Origin of the sequence: Streptomyces sp. NPDC052020 (assembly GCF_040680575.1) — a bacterium.
Lineage (GTDB): Bacteria > Actinomycetota > Actinomycetes > Streptomycetales > Streptomycetaceae > Streptomyces.
In genome coordinates this window covers 19,810-36,047 of sequence record NZ_JBFAWY010000054.1, presented here as the reverse complement: position 1 = coordinate 36,047, position 16,238 = coordinate 19,810, and the positions used below count along the sequence as shown (strand labels likewise).

Here is a 16,238-nt window from a genome sequence, read left to right as displayed (position 1 = left end):
CATGAGGACATCCAACCGCGCCCCGACCGCGCGCGGGGGAGGAAAACCGGAAAAGAGCCGTGCCGGGTGTCGACTCGACTGGTTTCCGTTCGTCGCTGGGGTGGAGGAAGCTGATGAAAACCGGGAGGACACACGCCGCGGTGACGGCGGCGGAGCGTGGCGGCCCCGGCCAGGAGTCCGGGTTCAGGGGGCGGTGCGGTTCAGGATCCCTGTCATGTCGTCAGCGGCCACCAGCAGCATCTCCGCCTGCCTGGGGGACGGTGGCCGCCTCCCGTCCGGCGGCGAAGCCGAGCAGAGGGATGGCTCGCTGGAGCCCGGCGCGCAGGTCGGCGATGTGCTGGTCGCGGGTGTCGGTGGCGGGGACGGGCGGGGTGTCCACCGGTGAGGTCTTCTCAGCAGGTGATGCGGGCGATGAGGGCGGTGGCGTTGTCCGCGTAGGGGTCCGGTAGCGCGCGGGCGCGCCGGACGGCGTCGTCGACCAGGCGCTCGGCGGCGGTGCGCGGGTCGCCGGTCAGGTAGGCGGCCAGGTCGCGGCCGGCGTCCTCGTGGGGCTCGTAGGCGCCGTCGGAGGCGAGCAGCAGCCGGCCCGGCCGGGTCGGGCAGCGAAGGTATTCGATGGCCGGGTGGCCCCAGAGGCGTTCGGTCTCCTCGTCGCTGCGTGCTTCCCCCAGGCATGAGGTGATCAGGTTGCGGTCCCCGTCGTCGTACACCCGGCGGGCGTTGTGGTCCTCGGTCAGCAGGCGCAGGTGTCCGTCCAGGAGGAGACAGGCGCGGGCGTCGCCGGACCAGGCGACCGAGAGCAGGCCGCCGGGGACGTGGACGGCGACGACGGCCGCCGCGCAGGGCAGGTCGTGGCCGACGGTGCGGGCGGCGGCGCAGTGGTCGTACTCGGCGCGCAGGCCGGCCTCCGCGTCCGCGTGCCTGGCGGCGGCGCGGGCCAGACGGGGCGGCGGTACGGGTCCAGGAGCGGACGGCCAGGGTGTCGCCGACGCCGTCGAGCAGGGCGTAGGCGCGGGTGCCGTCCGGCATCGTGCACACGGCGGTCGCGTCGCACTGGGAGGGTCCGCTCCCCGCAGTCGACTGGGAGCAGTTGTGCGCGGTGGAGAAAGTCGGCGCTCCCCGCTCGCCGCACTGGCCAATCGATCTCCTCGCGCTCCAGGGTCCGCTGGTGGACCGCCTGGTCGCGGTGAGCCTCGATGGCCTGGTGCACGATGGCCGCCAGGATGTCCGGGGGCAGGGCCTCGGCCTGGGTGGTGGCGGTGCCGGAGAACGAGCGGCGGTCGGTGGCCTTGGGCGGCGGTGGGTAGGTTGTAGGTGGTGACCTGCTCACGAACGGTGTCGATCAGGTCCGGGAAGCGGCCCTCCCGGCGGGCCAGGGCCAGCTGCGCGGACAGGCGGCGGTACATCGGCGCCGTGTGCGGCAGCGTCCCCTCGGAAACCAGGCGGTACATGACCTGGCGCAGCGTGACCTGCATCGGCGCGTACCCGTGCACGATCTCCCGCGCCCGGTCCACCACGGACGGCCACCGCACCCGCTCTTCCGCCATACCGGTACAGGTACCCCTTGTCAGGGCCTGCGGCGGAACCAGCCGCGGCCCCGGCCCAGCCCCTGGTCGTCTTCCGGCTCCGGTGGCGCGGCGGCCTGGCGCCGGGCGGCTTCGGCGGCGGCTGCCTCGCGAGCGACGTCGTCGGCGTGACAGGTGCCGCACACGGACACGCCCTCGGCCTTCCAGGCCATCCGGTGCGCGGTGGTCTCCTCCCAGCGCTGGTCGGTGAACTTCCCTCCGCACCGCTCGCACACGGGGCGCTACGCCTCCCGCTCAGCGGCCCGGCGCTTCTCCTCCGCGTCGGCGCGGGCTTCCTGCTCGCGGAAGAGAATGTCGCCGTCGGGGCTGTCCAGCGCGGCCGGCTGAGACGTGTCAGAAGATCTGCCGCCGCGGGCCGGGCCTCCTGCGACTGTGCCCGGGATGAGCATCAGTCCCAGTCGGGCTCGTCGGTGGTCCCCCACCCGACGTCGCGCTGCTGGGCGCCTCTGCCGTCCGTCGTACCCCAGCCGGAGTCGATGCTGTAGCCCCAGCCGATGTGACCGTATGCGCAGGTCGCGTGCCGATCCGGACCTGCGGGCCTTGCACACCGGTGTGGCCGGACCTATTCCCCCCTGGCCGGTGTCGAGTCCGGAAAGAGGCGCGTGAGGATGGCACGACAGGTGTGCTCGACCTCGAGGTCGAAAGCGACGGCGCCCGACCACCGTGGGTTGCCGCGATGAGGTTGCTCAAGTGCGGCCTGGATCTGGGGCAAGGCTGGGCATGCGGCCGGCCCCATGCGGCCAAGGCAGGCGACGACGTCGCGTGCGGTGGAGTCGTTGTCCTTCCAGGCGGCCAGCAGCGCCGGCACGACGGTGCCGGCCTCGCTCGTGCCGCCTATGCCCCACAGGGCGGACGCGACGTGGACGAGGGTCCACGAGTCGTTCAGCACAGCCGAGCCGTTCTGCTCGTTGCGCGCGTTCTGCTCGACCCGCTCGCTCAGGATCTGCCGCAGGCGCGGCAGTACTGCTGCGGCGCCGGGGCCGATCCGGCCGGCGAGGTCGATCGCGTCGAAGTTCCCGTGATCGTCCAGGAGACGCTCCAGCAGCGGCACGACGCTCTCGGGGCGGCGTTCGAGTTCCCAGACCGCGCCCACCGCAGCGGTGCGCACGGAGACATCGTCTGCGTCGGTGAGGGGGCGGACGACGTCCAAGGCGAATGCGGCGCGGGGACCGAACGACGCGAGCGCCTTCAGGACAGTCTCCGCGGTGCGCCCTTGCTTGTGCCGGACGGCGGCTTGGACAGCTTCGGCGAGTGCGGGTACGGCTGCCGGATCCCCGAGCTTGGCGAGGGCGGAGGCGAGCGTCGTAGGGCTGACATCGGGCCACTTCCGGGAGTGGTCGACGTCGGCGAGGCGCCGGATCAACCGGGGCGTAAGTTCCGCGGCGCACTGAGGCAGATGCTCCACCGCGCCCATGGCGCGCCAGGCATCGGTATCGGTGTCCAGCGCGACGAGCAGGCTGGGCAGGGCTCGCTCATCCTTGAGCCCGGCCAGCGCCACGACGGCCAGCTGGTGGGCTCGGCGGGCGGCACGGTGCGGGCTGGCCCACGCATCCGGCTGGTGGGTGGTGCGGTGGGCGGTGACGTAGGTGGCGAGGGCTTCGCGGGCCGGTTCGGCGAGGGTGGCCAGGGAGCCGAGCGCCTCGGCCGCGGCCGCGGCGGTGTAGGCGTCGTCCGGGAGCAGGCAGTCGCCGATGAGCCGCACCAGGCCGGTGTGATCGCCCCGCCAGGAGGTGATCAGACTGCGTGCCATGTCAATGGCGTCGTAGCGGGTTCCAGGGTCCGGGCTGGACAGCTGCTCAGTGAGCAAAGCCGTACGATCTTCGACACGCGCGCCCAGGGCCGTGTGGAAAGCCGTCAGCAAAGGGGTGGTGGCGGCGTGGACGCGCCCGTGGCGTTCGAGGTCGGCGAAGGCGGCCGCGACGTGCCCGGGGACGTTCGGGTCGGGTTCGGGCTCGGCCTCGCACGCACACGGACGGGACGGATCCCGGTCTCCGCGCTCCTTGTCCTCCTCGGGCCGGGGCGCGGGGGTGACCTGGCGGAGCAGGTCGATCGCGGTCGGCACCGTCTGGTCGTCGATGGAATCGGGAGCGCAGCGGGCCCGGTGGACGAGCGCCGCCAGACGAGTGTCCGGATCGGTGGTGTCGCTGTCGGCCAACGCATCCAGCCACGCCCGCGCCGACGCAGCGGCCGCAGGCAGACGGATGGCCAGATCGGCCATCGTCCGCACCACCAAGAGACGCTCGACGGCCCCGCTCTCCTCCACGAGGCGGTCCCGCAGGAGCCCCACCGCCCGTTCGGCGTCGTCGAGGAAGAGCCCCAGGCCCTCGATCGACGCCCGGCGCACCCGCGGGTCTGCGTCACCGGCATAGGCGACGAAGGCGTCGGCGCGCTCGCGCATCAGGTTCGCGGTGTCCGGGTAGATCGTGGACTCTTCACCGTCCTCGCCGCAGACGACGGCGTAGATCTCCTCGGCGTCGATCGCTTCCCGCCCGATGCTGAGCAGCAGCGCGACGACTTCCCCGCGGTCAGGAGTCGCCGGGTCATCCGCCATCGCGAACAGGAACGGAACACTGGCCACCGTGCTCGAATACACGCTCCCTTGATGGAGCGCGGCGCCGTAGAAGTTGCCGAACGCTTCCTCGCGTACGGCAGGGTCGGGCGACGCCATGCCGCGCAGCCACCCCGGCACATCGTCGGCCGCCCCGTAGGCGTGCCCCAGGGACGCCCAGTCGGTCCTGTCCAAGTCGTTGATCATGACCGACACTATGCAGGGCAGCACTGACACTCGGGGCGGAATCGACCCCGGCACCGTCCTGCGGCAGGGGCAGCCTCCCTTCAGCGGCCCTTAAGAGGCGGGGTGCGGGGCGGGATCGCAGGAGGCCGGCTCGTGGTGCGTGGAGGACTGGCAGGCGTACGGAACGGTCGGCTGGAGGAGAGGGTTCAAACGGCCCGGGCGGAGCCGAGTATCAGCGCGGCCTGAACTTCTGGCGGCGGGCTGTATCGCCGAGACGCCTGGGGTGCGGCGCGGGCGGGCAGCGGAGTTTTCCGCCGGGGGCCAGGTGGCGGTGATGTCGGCGGGCGGGCTGCTGGGCGGGGTGGTGGTGAAGAAGGCGCGCAGGGGGCGATCGATGTGTTCTTCGCGGCCGGTGCCCTGGGCGGCAGCCTCCGGTGTCGGAAGGGGTCAGGACGAGCCGGCGCAGGATGATCTGCCGGGTCAGGAGTCTGAGAGTCCGCAGCTCTTCCAGTTTATCCTGCTCTGTCTGGTTTTTGATCACATCGCCGTGCACATACGCGGATCGGGGCTTGTAGGCGCGGTGGACGATGTCCCCGACCGCTTTCTGGCGTTCGGGGGTGAGGAACAGGGCGGACGCGCGAGAGCGGATGTTGTTGGCGATGCCTTCGCGGTCGTCCTTGGGGCTGATCAGCAGGGCTTCCAGGGCGATGACGTAGTCGAGGTGCAGTTCGTCGGCCTCCACCTCCCGTACGGTGTCGTCGGTGTAGGTGCGCTGGTAGGCGATCGGGAGATGGCGGGCGGCGCGTTCGAGGCGCCGGGCGCGCCGGTTGAGGATGCGCAGCCGGTGGGATGCGCCTGCCATGACCGCGTCGATCTTCGACGAGATCACGGTGCAGGAGGCGGTCAGGGCCGGAAGGTCTTTCTCCGGGACGTGGAAGTCGCCGTTGTCGCGAACCTCGGACTCCTGCTTTTTTCCGTACGGGACTGAATAGATCTTGATGGTGGTCGGTACGTCTTTGGGGTTCAGGTCGAAGCGGCGTCCGCGCGCGACGGTGAAAACGAACCTGCGCGCAGGAGTTCGCTGTCCCGCAGGATCAGGGGCAGGAGGGCTTGCCAGCGCTGGGCTTCCGCGCGCGGGCCGGTGAAGTCGGACCAGGTCGGCCGGCGGGTGACCTTGCGGCCGGGGTCGGGGACATGGAGGAAGGGTGCGTCGGTGATCAGGCCGAGGTCGAGGCTGCGGGGCAACAGGCCGTGGAGCGCCGGCATCGGGACCGCCTGGCGCAGGCGGGGAGCCGTGCGCGCGCTCCTTCCTGGCGGCGGCGCTCGGGCAACTGCTGCTGGAGGTCCTGTGCCACGGCGACGGCGCCTGCCTGGCCTTCCCGCCGGGCATCGCCCAGACCATCATCCGCTTCACCGAGAACATCCTGACCGAGGACCACGGCGACGTCGCCGACGTCCCGCGCCAGACTGGAGGCCGCAGGGATGAAGCAGGCGATGGAGGCGCACCTGTCGCACGGCGAGGTCGACGCCGTACCGCCGGTGACGGACCGGGTGTTGCCGGGGGCGCTGCGGGTCCTGTACTGAGACCGGTACGGCCCCCGCCCCCGGCAGGCTCCGGGCGTCAGACCCGCGTGGTGAAGCGTTCCCAGACCCGGTGGCCGCCCAGCAGGGTGGTGACCTGTTCCAGGGCCGAGGTGCCGGTGGTGGCCAGGACCACGCCCGGGGCGTCGGTGGGCACGCCGGCCGCTTCCAGAGCCGCCTCGCCGCCCGCCCAGGCGCCGATTGCCTTGCCGTGCCGGAACGCCTCCGACAGCAGCAGCGCCACCCTCGGGTCGGTGGTCGCCGGACCGGTCGGCGCCGGGTCGGACTTCGCGTCCCGGGCGGTGTAGGCGTCGCTGCCCGGGGCGGGCGCCCCGGCCACCAGTACGGCGTCGAACTCCACCGACCGAGCGGTGACGAACGTGCGCTGCACGGTCAGTGTGCCGTCGCCCAGCATGCCGCCGGCCGGCCCGACGACCAGCGGGACCATGCCCGCGTTCAGCACCGCCTCCCGCACCGCCGCGACCCCGTCCAATTCGGCGCCGTCGGTCACGATGCCGATCATCCGGCCCTCGGTGGGCCAGACCTGGCCGACCTGGGACAGCGCCGGGCTGGGCTCGACGTCGGCCAGCGGCACCGTCGGCGCCGGCGCCGGCAGGCCGAGCCCGGTGGCGACCTGCTCGCACAGCTCGGGGTCGATGTTGGCGAGCACCTGCAAGGTGCGCTCGCGCACCGCCTGTTCGTAGCACTTGCCCAGCTCGAAGACGTAGGCGCCGACGATGTGCTCCTTCTCCACCGGGCTCATGCTCAGCCAGAACCGGCGCGGCTGGCTGAAGTGGTCCGCGAACGACTCGGGCGCCTCACGCACCTTGCGGCCCTCGGGGACGGTGACCGGCGCCTCGATGAACGCCCCGGTGTCAGCGCCGGCCGTGAACGGGCAGCCGCCGTCCAGGGAGTTGGGCCGGTAGGGCGCCACGCCCCGGTGCACCGCAGTCTGGTGCATGCCGTCCCGCTGCATGTCGTTGACCGGCGCGTGTGGCCGGTTGATCGGCAGCTGCGGGAAGTTGGGGCCGCCGAGCCGGGTGATCTGGGTGTCCAGGTAGGAGAACAGCCGACCGGCCAGCAGCGGGTCGTCGGTGATGTCGATGCCCGGCACCAGGTGGCCGACGTGGAAGGCGACCTGCTCGGTCTCGGCGAAGTAGTTCGACGGGTTGCGGTTCAGCGTGAGCAGCCCGACCGGCTGCACCGGGGCCAGTTCCTCGGGCACCAGGTTGGTCGGGTCGAGCAGGTCGATGCCCTCGAAGGTCTGCTCCGGGGTGTCGGGGAAGGTCTGGATGCCCAGCTCCCACTGCGGGTAGGCGCCCGCCTCGATGGCGTCCGCGAGGTCCCGGCGGTGGAAGTCCGGGTCGACGCCGTTGATCAGCTGCGCCTCGTCCCACACCAGGGAGTGCACGCCCAGCTTGGGCTTCCAGTGGAACTTCACCAGCGTGGTCTCCCCGGCGGCGTTGACCAGCCGGAAGGTGTGCACGCCGAAGCCCTCCATCATCCGGTAGGAGCGCGGGATGCCCCGGTCGCCCATGAAGAAGATGGTGTGGTGGGTGGCCTCGGTGTGCAGCGACACGAAGTCCCAGAACGTGTCGTGCGCGCTCTGCGCCTGCGGGATCTCCCGGTCCGGGTGCGGCTTCGCGGCGTGCACCACGTCCGGGAACTTGATGGCGTCCTGGATGAAGAAGACCGGGATGTTGTTGCCGACCAGGTCGAAGACGCCCTCGCTGGTGTAGAACTTCGTCGCGAAGCCCCGGGTGTCGCGCACCGTGTCGGAGGAGCCGCGCGAGCCCACCACCGTGGAGAACCGGGTGAACACCGGCGTCTCCGCGTCCTCGGCGAGGAACGCCGCCTTGGTCACGTTCGCGGCGGTACCGTAGCTGCGGAAGACGCCATGCGCGCCCGCGCCCCGGGCGTGCACCACCCGCTCCGGGATGCGCTCGTGGTCGAAGTGCATGACCTTCTCGCGCAGATGATGGTCCTGCAGCAGCACCGGCCCGCGCGGACCGGCCTTCAGCGAGTGGTCGGTGTCGTACAGCCGGGCGCCCTGCGCGGTCGTCAGGTACGCCCCGGACTGGGCCACGCGCGCCTGGTCCGCGCCGGTCGGCTGCCCGGTCGGCGACACGGTCTCCGGGCCGTTCTGGTCGGGCTTGGGCGGCAGCGGCTCACGCGGCGCGGTGGGCTCGGCGACGGACGGCGACTCCGGCCCCGGCTTGCCGGGCACGCCGTCCTCGGGCCCGTCGCCGTGCAGGGCGTCGCTGACCTTGTCGGCTACCCGCTTGAGAGGGTTGGTCTCGCTCATACGTCTCATTCCTCCGATATCGGCCAGCCGGTCGTGGTCGTCACGGCCGGGGGCAGGAGTCCCCGGCCGCGCGGCGAGTACCCACGGATGCCAGGCTCAGCGCGCTGATCTGCCGGCGGAGCCGTACGGACGGTGCGTCAGATGATGGTCTCGCCGTCGTGGGTGCCGCCCTGGCACTGCCTGATCCAGCCGCCCCGGCCGTCCCGGAGCACCAGGAACGAGCCGCCGCCCCGCAGGCACTCGGTGGCGGTGACGTCGAGCGGGACCCGCCCGGCGGCGTCCGCCGACGGAACAGCGAGGGCGACGGCGGCCAGCGCCGTGATCAGCGCGCAGGACGACTTGTGCATGGCAGCTCCCGGCTCCGGTGATCCGTGCCGTACCAGCCTCCCGGCCCCCGGCCCGGGCCGCGACCGGACGCGGGTGGGCGGGGGACGCGGGGGACACCGGGGGACTCAGCCGGCCTGGCGCGTCACCCAGACCGGGCCGAAGGAGATCCGAGTGCCGCGCGCCGTCGGCCCAGACGACCGCCAGGCCCCCGGTGCCGTCCGGTACCGCCTCGGTGACCGCGTCCGGCAGCCGGCCGGGCCCGGCGCGGCGCCGAGCGCGGCCAGGCAGGCGTGCAGCGAGGTGCCCCCGGCCGGGCCGGTGAGCCGGGGCACCTCGGCCCGGCGGGTGCAGGCGGTGCCCTGCGGGGCGCGCGGCGGCTCGGGCGCCGGCTCGAAGCCGTGCGGGGCGTGCAGGTCGAGCGCGAGCAAGGGGGTCGCCTTGCGTCGCTCGATCTCTTCGATCGGCTGGCCCAGTACGGTCGCGAGCCGGGCCGTCTCCGGGTCGGCGCCGTCGTCCAGGAGCTCGCGCTCGATCCGGTCGGCGTCCGGGCGCCGGAGCTGCCCCGAAGACCAGCTCCATCTGGCGCTCGGTCACCGTCTGCCCGGCGGTGAGTCCGAGCGCGGCCAGGCCGCCCCATCCATACCCCGGGCGGGAGCCCGGCCTTCGCCAGGGCGCCCTTCAGGGACTGGTCGACCGGACGCCGGCCGTCCCCGAAGGCGACCCCGCGCACGTAGGAGCGCCACGCATTTCGTCTCTGGACCTTCGCAACACTCAACATCCCGGCCGCGAGAACCGGCTCTGACCTGCAAAAGCAGCCCGATCCCGTGAGGCGGGAGGGTTCACCGGAACTTCACGGCCGATCCCGCCGGGCGGGCATCCGCGGCGACGACATGCACGCCAGGCGCACACCACCTGGGGCCAGGCAATGCCGCGCGACGACCAGCCCAACGCGCCTCACGCACCCCGAAAACCTCCAGCAGACGACTCCACCGTCAAGAAGCGCACACCCGCGTACCGCTCCCCCACCGACCGGTCGCAGGCGCACCGACCAGCACCACGTCACCGACTCCCTGCACCACGAGTAGCGTCTGCGGCCGGCGCACGGTGCCGGTGATCGCGTCGATCACCGCCTCGGTGGTGTCCCGGCGGCGCACCTTGTAGAGCGCGCCTGGATCGGCCGGGAAGATTCGGGCGACGCCGAGCTGGATCGAGACCGCCGCGGCATCGGCATGGTCTGAGGCGCAGAAAAAGGGCTTCTCAGTTTCAGGCGGCGTTGACCTCGAACACGGGGAAGTAGCCGTCCACCTTCCCGGTCGCGTATGCGGTCGATAGCTCGCCGATGTGCTCCCACGGAGTGACGGTGCCGACCTCGGGGAGCCAGCCGTGCCGTTCCTGGAAGGCGACGATGCTGTCGACTTCCCGGGGGTTGGCGGCGTGGGTGTGGATGTACTGCTGGCGCTTGATGCACGCGATGGCCCGGTAGTACTTCATGGTCATGCCGTGCTTCCAGCCGCAGGTGGTCAGGACACCGCCGCGGGCCAGTGCCTTCAAGGACGCCCGGTGGACGGGCGTGCCGATGTTGTCGATCACGATGGAGGCACCCTGTCCTTGGGTGAACTGGTCGACGATGCTGAGGAAGCGCTGTTCGGCCGCGCGGTAGGCCTCGCGGTAGGTGGTGTCGGTGTGAAAGCGCTCCTCGTCGTACTGCAGGTCACGGAAGGCGGACCGGTCGATGGCGTGGATTCCCTTGGACTCGAGCAGCGCCAGACGGCCGGGAGAGGAGGCCGCCATGGCCGCACGGGCCCCGTCCTTGAGCCGTGCAAGCTCGCACTGGGCCAGGGACACCCCGCCTCCCCACCCCAGGACGTAGGGGACCTCGTCCTCCAGCGCTTCGAGCCGCCAGGTGCCGTACGCTAGCCGCCAGTTGGACCAAGCCGTCCAGTACCGGGCGCAGGCCGCCCACCGCCTGAGGTCGTGGCGGGTGCCGGGCGGCAGGGGGGCTAGTACGCGGGCGGGGACGACGGTGCGCTTGGCCAGCATCCCCATGGTGCCGGGGCTGTCGTAGGCGTGGACCTGCTCCACATAACCCCGGCGGTCCGCCTTGCCGCAGGACGCGAGGAAACACACGTCCCCTTCGCGCAACCCGGTCACCGCCGGTCCGGTTCGCAGGACGCGCAGCAGGCCGGAGTTGCCGAGCACGATCCGGTCCTCTCCCCGGGCAGCGACGATGTCCACGGGAGAACGCTCCAGGGCATGGGTCATGTTCGCTTCCCAGCTTCCGCAGAGCGGCTCGGCGAGGACGTCCTCCTCCCCCAGCTCGGGCAGAGATATCTCCTCCAGTCGCAGCCGGCCGGGCGCGTCAAGCGCAAGCCCGTCCGCACCGGCGCGGTACAGCACCCAGGCAGAAGTTTTCATGTCATCCTCCGGTGGGTTCCAGCAGATACATGCACGCGGCAGAGGCCCCTCACCGGACGGGGCCCGGCCAGGGCACCGGAGGCGCCGCGCCACGCGCGACCTTCCCCACGGCCGACACCAGGCGATGCCCTACTTAGGTATTTTGTTCGATTTTGCCACCTTGTGCCGGACGCTGCAGGACGAGAAGCGGCCGCCCGGGGTCTCTGTGGACCGAGCAGCAAACGATCAGGGACGCGGTGGGTGCCGGGTACGGCTCCGGCCGGGTGATGTCACGGTCCGGCCGGGAGACACACCGGGCGCCGATGTGACTCCCGGCTGCGGGGGGTCGTTGACTGACTTCCCGATCCCCGTACGGGTCTGGTCGCTTCTATCCCCCCGCCTTCGAGCGCGGGCGACCCCGGACCAGCCTCCACGGAGCACCGCCTCCGCCTTCCCACGCCAAGGAGACGCGATGGAGCCGACCGACGCTACAGGTCAGCACGTCCACTTCGAGGACGACGGACTGCTACGCGCTCGCGCCCTCGAGCGCTTCCGCCCCTCATGCCGCTACCTGCGGCACGCATCCGTCACCGGCGGCGGGGCCGCGGAGCCGGCGCTGCTGGCCAGGGGGGACTTCTCACTGCCCTCGTCCTGCTTCGTCGAGAAGCGCACCCGGCACGTGAGCGCGGTGGAGGTCACCCTCTGCAGCACCCAACTGCTGGACTATGCCTTCGCCGAGGTGGTGCGGCAGCGGCTGTTCGCCCCGTTCGACCGTTGGACCCCCGAGCAGTTCTGGGCAATGCACGCGGGAGAGAGGATGTTCCTGCTCGACGTGCACGTCAACTTCCGGCACCCGCTCGACCCGCTGACGCTGCGAGGTGAGCTGGAACTCGTGCACATCACGGAACGGGAGGGACGCAGCGGCCCCCTCGTTCTTCTCGACCTGGCTGTCCGGTTCGGTGACGCGCGAAGCGGTCGCTGCACCGGCGGTGTCAAGACCGCCGTCATTGATCCCCCGGCGGGCCGGACTCCCGACAGGGCGCCCACGCAGCAACCCGGCTGAGAGGCTGGGCGACGGACCGACAAAGCGGCCCCGCGCCCTGTCTTCCCCCAGCCACCGGCCCACGGTGCCTCCGACCACGTCGCATAGGGCCACGGGCGGTCGCCAGCGCCCGCCGGGGTGCGCGACCCCCAAGCGTCCGCGGCCGGCGCACGGTGCCGGTGATGGCGCCGATGACCGCCTCGGTGGTGTCCCGGCGGCGCACCTTGTAGAGCGCGCGGGCGCCCGGCAGATACCGCTGCTGCGTGCCTCGGATCACCAGACCTTCGACGCCGGGCACCTGTGTCCAGGAGGTCAGCCACTCCCGCGCCGTCGCCACATCGTCCGTCTCGGGGCAGAGCGTCCACGGGGCACTCAGCCCACGGTCGGTGAACAGCCGCTCCAGCCGCGTGCGCCGCTCGCCGTACGGGACGTGCAGCAGCTCCTGGCCGTCGAGCTGGAGGAGGTCGAAGGCGATGAAGTGCGCCGGCAGCTCCTGGGCGAGCCGGGCGGCGGTCCGCCCGCCGGAGACGGCCCGCCGCTGGAGCGCCTCGAACGACATTCTGTCCCCGGCCCACACGACCAGCTCCCCGTTGAGGACCAGGCCGTCGGGCAGGTGTGCGGCCGCCTGGACCAGGTCCGGGAAGCGGCTCTGCATGAAGCTGCCCCGACGGGACTGCACGAGCACCGGGCCGGGCGCCGGCCACGGCGTGAAGACGATCGCCCGGTAACCGTTGAACTTCGGCTGAAACCGCAGCTCACCAGGCAGCACGCCCGGCGCGGGCACCGTGAGCACCGGTGCCCACCCGAGTCAGGGACGGGCCGAGCGCGGCGCGTACGTGCTCCTCGCAGCCGGGACTCGATGGTGCGCGCCGTCCTCGTCTCGGCCACTCCCGAACGCGACGACCGGCTCTTCCCCGGTGACATCGCCCAGTTCACCGACGGCGGTGGACTCGGCCTGGCCCACGGCGCCGCGGGCGTCCTCTATGCCCTGGCCGAGGCGGGCGCCGCCCGGTACGAGACCGGCGAACAGTGGCTGCTCGACCACACCGATCCGCTGCCGCCGCGCATGCCGCCTGGCCTGTACGACGGCCTGGCGGGCGTCGTCCTCGCCCTCGACCGCCTCGGCCATCACCAACGCGCCCTGGACCTCGCCGAGGTCCTGCTCGGCGAGCAGTGGCAGCGGCTGTCCCCGGACCTGTACGGCGGGGTGTCCGGCATCGGCCTCGTCCTGGACCACTCGGCCCGCGTCACCGGCGAGCGCCTCTTTTCCGACCACGCCGTCGCCGCCGCGCAGTTCCTCGCCAGCCGGCTGACGGCGGCCGAGCGGCGCGACGGGCCCGCCCGCAGGCGGGCCGGGCTGCTGCACGGCGCGACCGGGTGGGCCCTGCTCTTCCTGCGGCTGTACGAACGCACCCGCGACCGCTCCCTCCTCGACCTCGCCGGCCGCGCGCCGCGCCTGGACCTCGCCCGGTGCGTGCCGGGCGCCGGTGGCGCCGTCCTGGTGGACGAGGGCTGGCGCACCATGCCCTACCTCGGCGCCGGCAGCGTCGGCATCGGCGCCGTCCTGGACGACTACCTCACCCTCGCCCCCGGGAACACCGTCATTGACGTGACTGGTTGCCAGGCTATTCACTGGCTTGGGCATCGATGGGGATCTCGGTGATGTCAAGGCGTAACGGGGAGGCTACCGAGGTGCCGCGAGTACGTCCCGGAGTACGTTCTCGAGCGTGACGCGGGCCAGCTCGTGTCTCAGGGTCTCCTCGATGCCCTCGTAGATGCTCTGCATCGCCGGCTGGATGCCGTAACCCACCACGCATCCCTGGTCCGGGGTGGTGCGGTGCATCGCGAACAGCGGGCCGGGTTCCACTGCCTCGTACACGTCGAGCAGGGTCATCGACTCCAGCTCGCGCGCCAGCGACCAGCCCGCGCCCACGCCCCTCCGGGACTCCACGAGCCCGGCCCTGCGCAGCTCGCCGAGCAGCCGCCTGATCACCACGGGGTTGGTGTTCGCGCTGGCCGCGATCTGCTCGGAGGTGGCGACCTCATGGCCCTGGCGCTGATAGAGACCGATCCAGGCCAGCGCGTGGGCGGCAATGGTCAACCTGCTGTTGGCACTCATGAAGCCCTCCTCTCGGCCGCAACGCTTTATGTTACGACAGTGCAGTCGTAACAGCAAAGGTTGCAACCCCCTGTCGTAACAATTAGTGTTGCGACTGCCGGAAGGGTCAATCAACGAGGTGAGAAGAATGAGCAAGCCACTCATGGGCAAGGTCGCCTTGATCACCGGGGGGTCGCGCGGACTGGGAGCCGCGACCGTACGGCTGCTGGCCGAGCAGGGCGCCGACGTCGCCTTCACCTACGTCAGCTCCGAGAAGCAGGCGCAGGCCGTCGTCGACGAGGTGCACGGCAAGGGAGCCAAGGCCGTCGCCTTCCAGTCCGACCAGGCAGACACGAGCCGGGCGCCGGCGCTGATCGACGACGTGGTCGCGCACTTCGGCGGCCTGGACATCCTCGTCAACAACGCGGCGATCTCCGTGGCTGGCACGGTGGACGACCCGGACGCCGACACCGCCGCACTGGACCGGATGCACGCCACCAACTACCTCGGCGTGATCGCCGTCATCCGGGCCGCCTCCCGAGTGCTGCGCGAGGGCGGCCGCATCATCACGGTGAGTTCCGGACTGGGCTCCCGGGTCGGCGCCCCCGGCCTTGCCGACTACGCGGCGACCAAGTCCGGGATCGAGAGGTACACCATGGGCGTCGCACGCGACCTCGGGCCCCGGAACATCACGGCCAACGTCGTGGAGGCCGGACTGATGGAGGGCGGCATGCAACCGCCGGACCCCGAGACCCTCAACGCCCTGGTCAGCTCGCTGTCTCTGCAACGCATGGGGCACCCCGACGAAATCGCCGCGGCGATCGCCTTCCTGGCGAGCCCCGCCGCGTCGTACGTCACGGGCGCGGTGCTGGACGCCCACGGCGGCTACAACGCCTGAACCCGAACCCCTGCCGCGCGCCCCGAAGGACATCGCGCCTTCGGGGCGCGCACGGCCGACGACCCGCGACAAGGCGTACGACTCGAAGGCTGTGCGCGTGAGCTGCGACGCCGCTGCATCCAGGCGCTGATCTCCCACAAGGGCTCCCCGAACGTCAAGGGCCTAGTAGCCAAAGCCGGGCGGCGCTTTCATGGAGATAGCCGGTCAGATCCTCCAAGACGCTGGGATGCCAGGAGAGGACCGGGGTGCCCGCCGTGTGGGGGTCCCATTCCATTAGCACGCGGTCCGTCCCTGACGGCAGGATGCGGTGCGGTGGAAGAGGCTCCAGAGAGCGGTGGGCGACATCGATGCGGTCGCTGTGCGGCTGAACTCCTGCGGCATGCTCTGACGCGGGATGTGGCAGCCGACCTCGTGTAGTCCCTTGGCGTTGCCGGCGGCGTAGGGATACTGCTCGGGCAGCGTCCAGCGGCGCCAGCGCTCGGCCGCCGCGGCCAGGGATCTCGCGAAGGAGCCCCGGTGACGGTCGCAGGTCTGCCAGGTGCCGTCCCGCCGGCACCAGGCCAGCTTGTCCTCGTCATCTTCGTGGCGCCAGCAGTCGGCCCGCTGGTACATGCCGTTGACCGCGCGCAGCAGAACGTCGGCTTCGCTCAACGTGCGGCGTCAGAGCCATGGCCGCGGAGATGACCACCGCGGTCACCATGAGCGGCACCGATTGCAGGGCCAGGGCACGGTTGGCCGCGCAGACGGCCGGGCTGGCCGACGTCGCGGTGATGGCCGACGATGCGGCGAGCTGGGCCATGTCCCACCGGCTGGGGCGGTTCGGTGCGTGGGGCGGCGCCGTCCGGATCTTCCTGCCGGACGCGACCGAGGCCGACCCGTGGGAGTGGCACCCACTCGTCCGCGTCGACGCACACCGGCCCGCCCTCGCGCTCGCCCAGGTGGTGGCCCGCGCGCGGGCGGCCGCCCCGGGCGCCGCTGACCGTGCTGCCTGCCCCGCGCACGGCACCCGAGGCCCCCGTCCCGGTCCGGGAGCGCGGTGAGGCCCGGCGCGAGGCCGAGCTCACCCGCCTGGCCACACAGCTCGCCGACCGCGACCGGCTGCTGCGGGAGAAGGACGAGACAATCGCCGAACCGCGGCGCCAGGTACAGAAACTGCCCAAGCAGCTCCGCGCCGGGCGCGGAGCCGGCAAACCGCGGACAGCGGTCGTCTACGCGGACCCGGAACGGCAGTTTTCCTGGGAGGTCGAGCAGCGCTGGCTCACCACCGTCCCGG

The 16,238-nt window shown here is 71.8% G+C and carries 16 protein-coding genes and 1 pseudogene; 4 read left to right on the top strand and 13 right to left on the bottom strand.

The window, feature by feature from the left end:
* Window positions 1–220: 220 nt before the first annotated feature.
* The 10 genes from AB0L74_RS32740 to AB0L74_RS32695 all read right to left on the bottom strand — a co-directional run bounded on the left by AB0L74_RS32740 (window position 221) and on the right by AB0L74_RS32695 (window position 10,948).
* On the bottom strand, window positions 221–379 hold the full coding sequence (locus tag AB0L74_RS32740; RefSeq protein WP_365660574.1) for a hypothetical protein: 159 nt from the start codon (window positions 377–379) through the stop codon (window positions 221–223).
* 13 nt (window positions 380–392) lie between these two features.
* On the bottom strand, window positions 393–1,139 hold the full coding sequence (locus AB0L74_RS32735; protein WP_365660570.1) for a hypothetical protein: 747 nt from the start codon (window positions 1,137–1,139) through the stop codon (window positions 393–395).
* 428 nt (window positions 1,140–1,567) lie between these two features.
* Window positions 1,568–1,801: a hypothetical protein gene (locus AB0L74_RS32730; protein WP_365660567.1), complete on the bottom strand. Its 234-nt coding sequence runs from the start codon at window positions 1,799–1,801 to the stop codon at window positions 1,568–1,570.
* Between the two features lie 347 nt (window positions 1,802–2,148).
* Window positions 2,149–4,341, bottom strand: coding sequence for a HEAT repeat domain-containing protein (locus tag AB0L74_RS32725; RefSeq protein ID WP_365660564.1), 2,193 nt, complete (start codon window positions 4,339–4,341; stop codon window positions 2,149–2,151).
* A gap of 211 nt (window positions 4,342–4,552) precedes the next feature.
* Window positions 4,553–5,182, bottom strand: a complete 630-nt coding sequence (locus tag AB0L74_RS32720) for a hypothetical protein (protein ID WP_365660561.1) — start codon at window positions 5,180–5,182, stop codon at window positions 4,553–4,555.
* Window positions 5,183–5,343: 161 nt separating this feature from the next.
* Window positions 5,344–5,586 (bottom strand): hypothetical protein, encoded by a 243-nt coding sequence (locus AB0L74_RS32715; RefSeq protein WP_365660558.1) that lies wholly within the window; start codon window positions 5,584–5,586, stop codon window positions 5,344–5,346.
* Between the two features lie 355 nt (window positions 5,587–5,941).
* A complete protein-coding gene (locus tag AB0L74_RS32710; RefSeq protein WP_365660555.1) occupies window positions 5,942–8,206 on the bottom strand; it encodes a catalase in 2,265 nt (754 codons plus the stop codon).
* Window positions 8,207–8,343: 137 nt separating this feature from the next.
* The gene (locus AB0L74_RS32705) at window positions 8,344–8,553 is read right to left on the bottom strand and encodes a hypothetical protein (protein WP_365660552.1); all 210 of its coding nucleotides are present in this window, start codon (window positions 8,551–8,553) and stop codon (window positions 8,344–8,346) included.
* 105 nt (window positions 8,554–8,658) lie between these two features.
* Window positions 8,659–8,961, bottom strand: a complete 303-nt coding sequence (locus AB0L74_RS32700; protein WP_365660549.1) for a hypothetical protein — start codon at window positions 8,959–8,961, stop codon at window positions 8,659–8,661.
* Window positions 8,962–9,796: 835 nt separating this feature from the next.
* Window positions 9,797–10,948, bottom strand: coding sequence for a zinc-binding alcohol dehydrogenase family protein (locus tag AB0L74_RS32695; protein ID WP_365660546.1), 1,152 nt, complete (start codon window positions 10,946–10,948; stop codon window positions 9,797–9,799).
* A gap of 451 nt (window positions 10,949–11,399) precedes the next feature.
* Here AB0L74_RS32695 and AB0L74_RS32690 point away from each other — a divergent pair, with 451 nt between their 5' ends.
* Entirely contained in the window at window positions 11,400–11,990 is a 591-nt protein-coding gene (locus tag AB0L74_RS32690) for an FcoT family thioesterase (protein ID WP_365660543.1), read from the top strand.
* Here the strand turns inward: AB0L74_RS32690 and AB0L74_RS32685 are convergent.
* A complete protein-coding gene (locus AB0L74_RS32685) occupies window positions 11,932–12,762 on the bottom strand; it encodes an ATP-dependent DNA ligase (RefSeq protein ID WP_365660540.1) in 831 nt (276 codons plus the stop codon). The two genes, AB0L74_RS32690 and AB0L74_RS32685, sit on opposite strands and share 59 nt — an antisense overlap.
* 54 nt (window positions 12,763–12,816) lie before the next feature.
* Between AB0L74_RS32685 and AB0L74_RS32680 the strand changes: the two are divergent.
* A pseudogene (locus AB0L74_RS32680) lies at window positions 12,817–13,548 on the top strand (lantipeptide synthetase); the annotation flags it as partial.
* 105 nt (window positions 13,549–13,653) lie between these two features.
* Here the strand turns inward: AB0L74_RS32680 and AB0L74_RS32675 are convergent.
* Window positions 13,654–14,088, bottom strand: a complete 435-nt coding sequence (locus tag AB0L74_RS32675; RefSeq protein WP_279555160.1) for an Rrf2 family transcriptional regulator — start codon at window positions 14,086–14,088, stop codon at window positions 13,654–13,656.
* Window positions 14,089–14,215: 127 nt separating this feature from the next.
* On the opposite strand from AB0L74_RS32675, the gene AB0L74_RS32670 reads away from it, so the two are divergent.
* Window positions 14,216–14,965, top strand: a complete 750-nt coding sequence (locus AB0L74_RS32670; protein WP_365660537.1) for an SDR family oxidoreductase — start codon at window positions 14,216–14,218, stop codon at window positions 14,963–14,965.
* A 273-nt stretch (window positions 14,966–15,238) separates the two neighbouring features.
* Here AB0L74_RS32670 and AB0L74_RS32665 read toward each other — a convergent pair whose 3' ends face one another.
* Window positions 15,239–15,616 (bottom strand): hypothetical protein, encoded by a 378-nt coding sequence (locus tag AB0L74_RS32665; RefSeq protein ID WP_365660534.1) that lies wholly within the window; start codon window positions 15,614–15,616, stop codon window positions 15,239–15,241.
* 17 nt (window positions 15,617–15,633) lie between these two features.
* Here AB0L74_RS32665 and AB0L74_RS32660 point away from each other — a divergent pair, with 17 nt between their 5' ends.
* Window positions 15,634–16,005 (top strand): hypothetical protein, encoded by a 372-nt coding sequence (locus tag AB0L74_RS32660; protein WP_365660531.1) that lies wholly within the window; start codon window positions 15,634–15,636, stop codon window positions 16,003–16,005.
* Window positions 16,006–16,238: the final 233 nt, after the last annotated feature.

What these genes read in the sequence shown, in the direction of transcription:
- AB0L74_RS32715 (WP_365660558.1), bottom strand. Translation starts at nt 5,586, where the DNA reads ATGCCGGCGCTCCACGGCCTGTTGCCCCGCAGCCTCGACCTCGGCCTG.
- AB0L74_RS32705 (WP_365660552.1), bottom strand. Translation starts at nt 8,553, where the DNA reads ATGCACAAGTCGTCCTGCGCGCTGATCACGGCGCTGGCCGCCGTCGCC.
- AB0L74_RS32660 (WP_365660531.1), top strand. Translation starts at nt 15,634, where the DNA reads ATGGCCGCGGAGATGACCACCGCGGTCACCATGAGCGGCACCGATTGC.
- AB0L74_RS32690 (WP_365660543.1), top strand. Translation starts at nt 11,400, where the DNA reads ATGGAGCCGACCGACGCTACAGGTCAGCACGTCCACTTCGAGGACGAC.
- AB0L74_RS32725 (WP_365660564.1), bottom strand. Translation starts at nt 4,341, where the DNA reads ATGATCAACGACTTGGACAGGACCGACTGGGCGTCCCTGGGGCACGCC.
- AB0L74_RS32675 (WP_279555160.1), bottom strand. Translation starts at nt 14,088, where the DNA reads ATGAGTGCCAACAGCAGGTTGACCATTGCCGCCCACGCGCTGGCCTGG.
- AB0L74_RS32720 (WP_365660561.1), bottom strand. Translation starts at nt 5,182, where the DNA reads ATGGCAGGCGCATCCCACCGGCTGCGCATCCTCAACCGGCGCGCCCGG.
- AB0L74_RS32710 (WP_365660555.1), bottom strand. Translation starts at nt 8,206, where the DNA reads ATGAGCGAGACCAACCCTCTCAAGCGGGTAGCCGACAAGGTCAGCGAC.
- AB0L74_RS32670 (WP_365660537.1), top strand. Translation starts at nt 14,216, where the DNA reads ATGAGCAAGCCACTCATGGGCAAGGTCGCCTTGATCACCGGGGGGTCG.
- AB0L74_RS32695 (WP_365660546.1), bottom strand. Translation starts at nt 10,948, where the DNA reads ATGAAAACTTCTGCCTGGGTGCTGTACCGCGCCGGTGCGGACGGGCTT.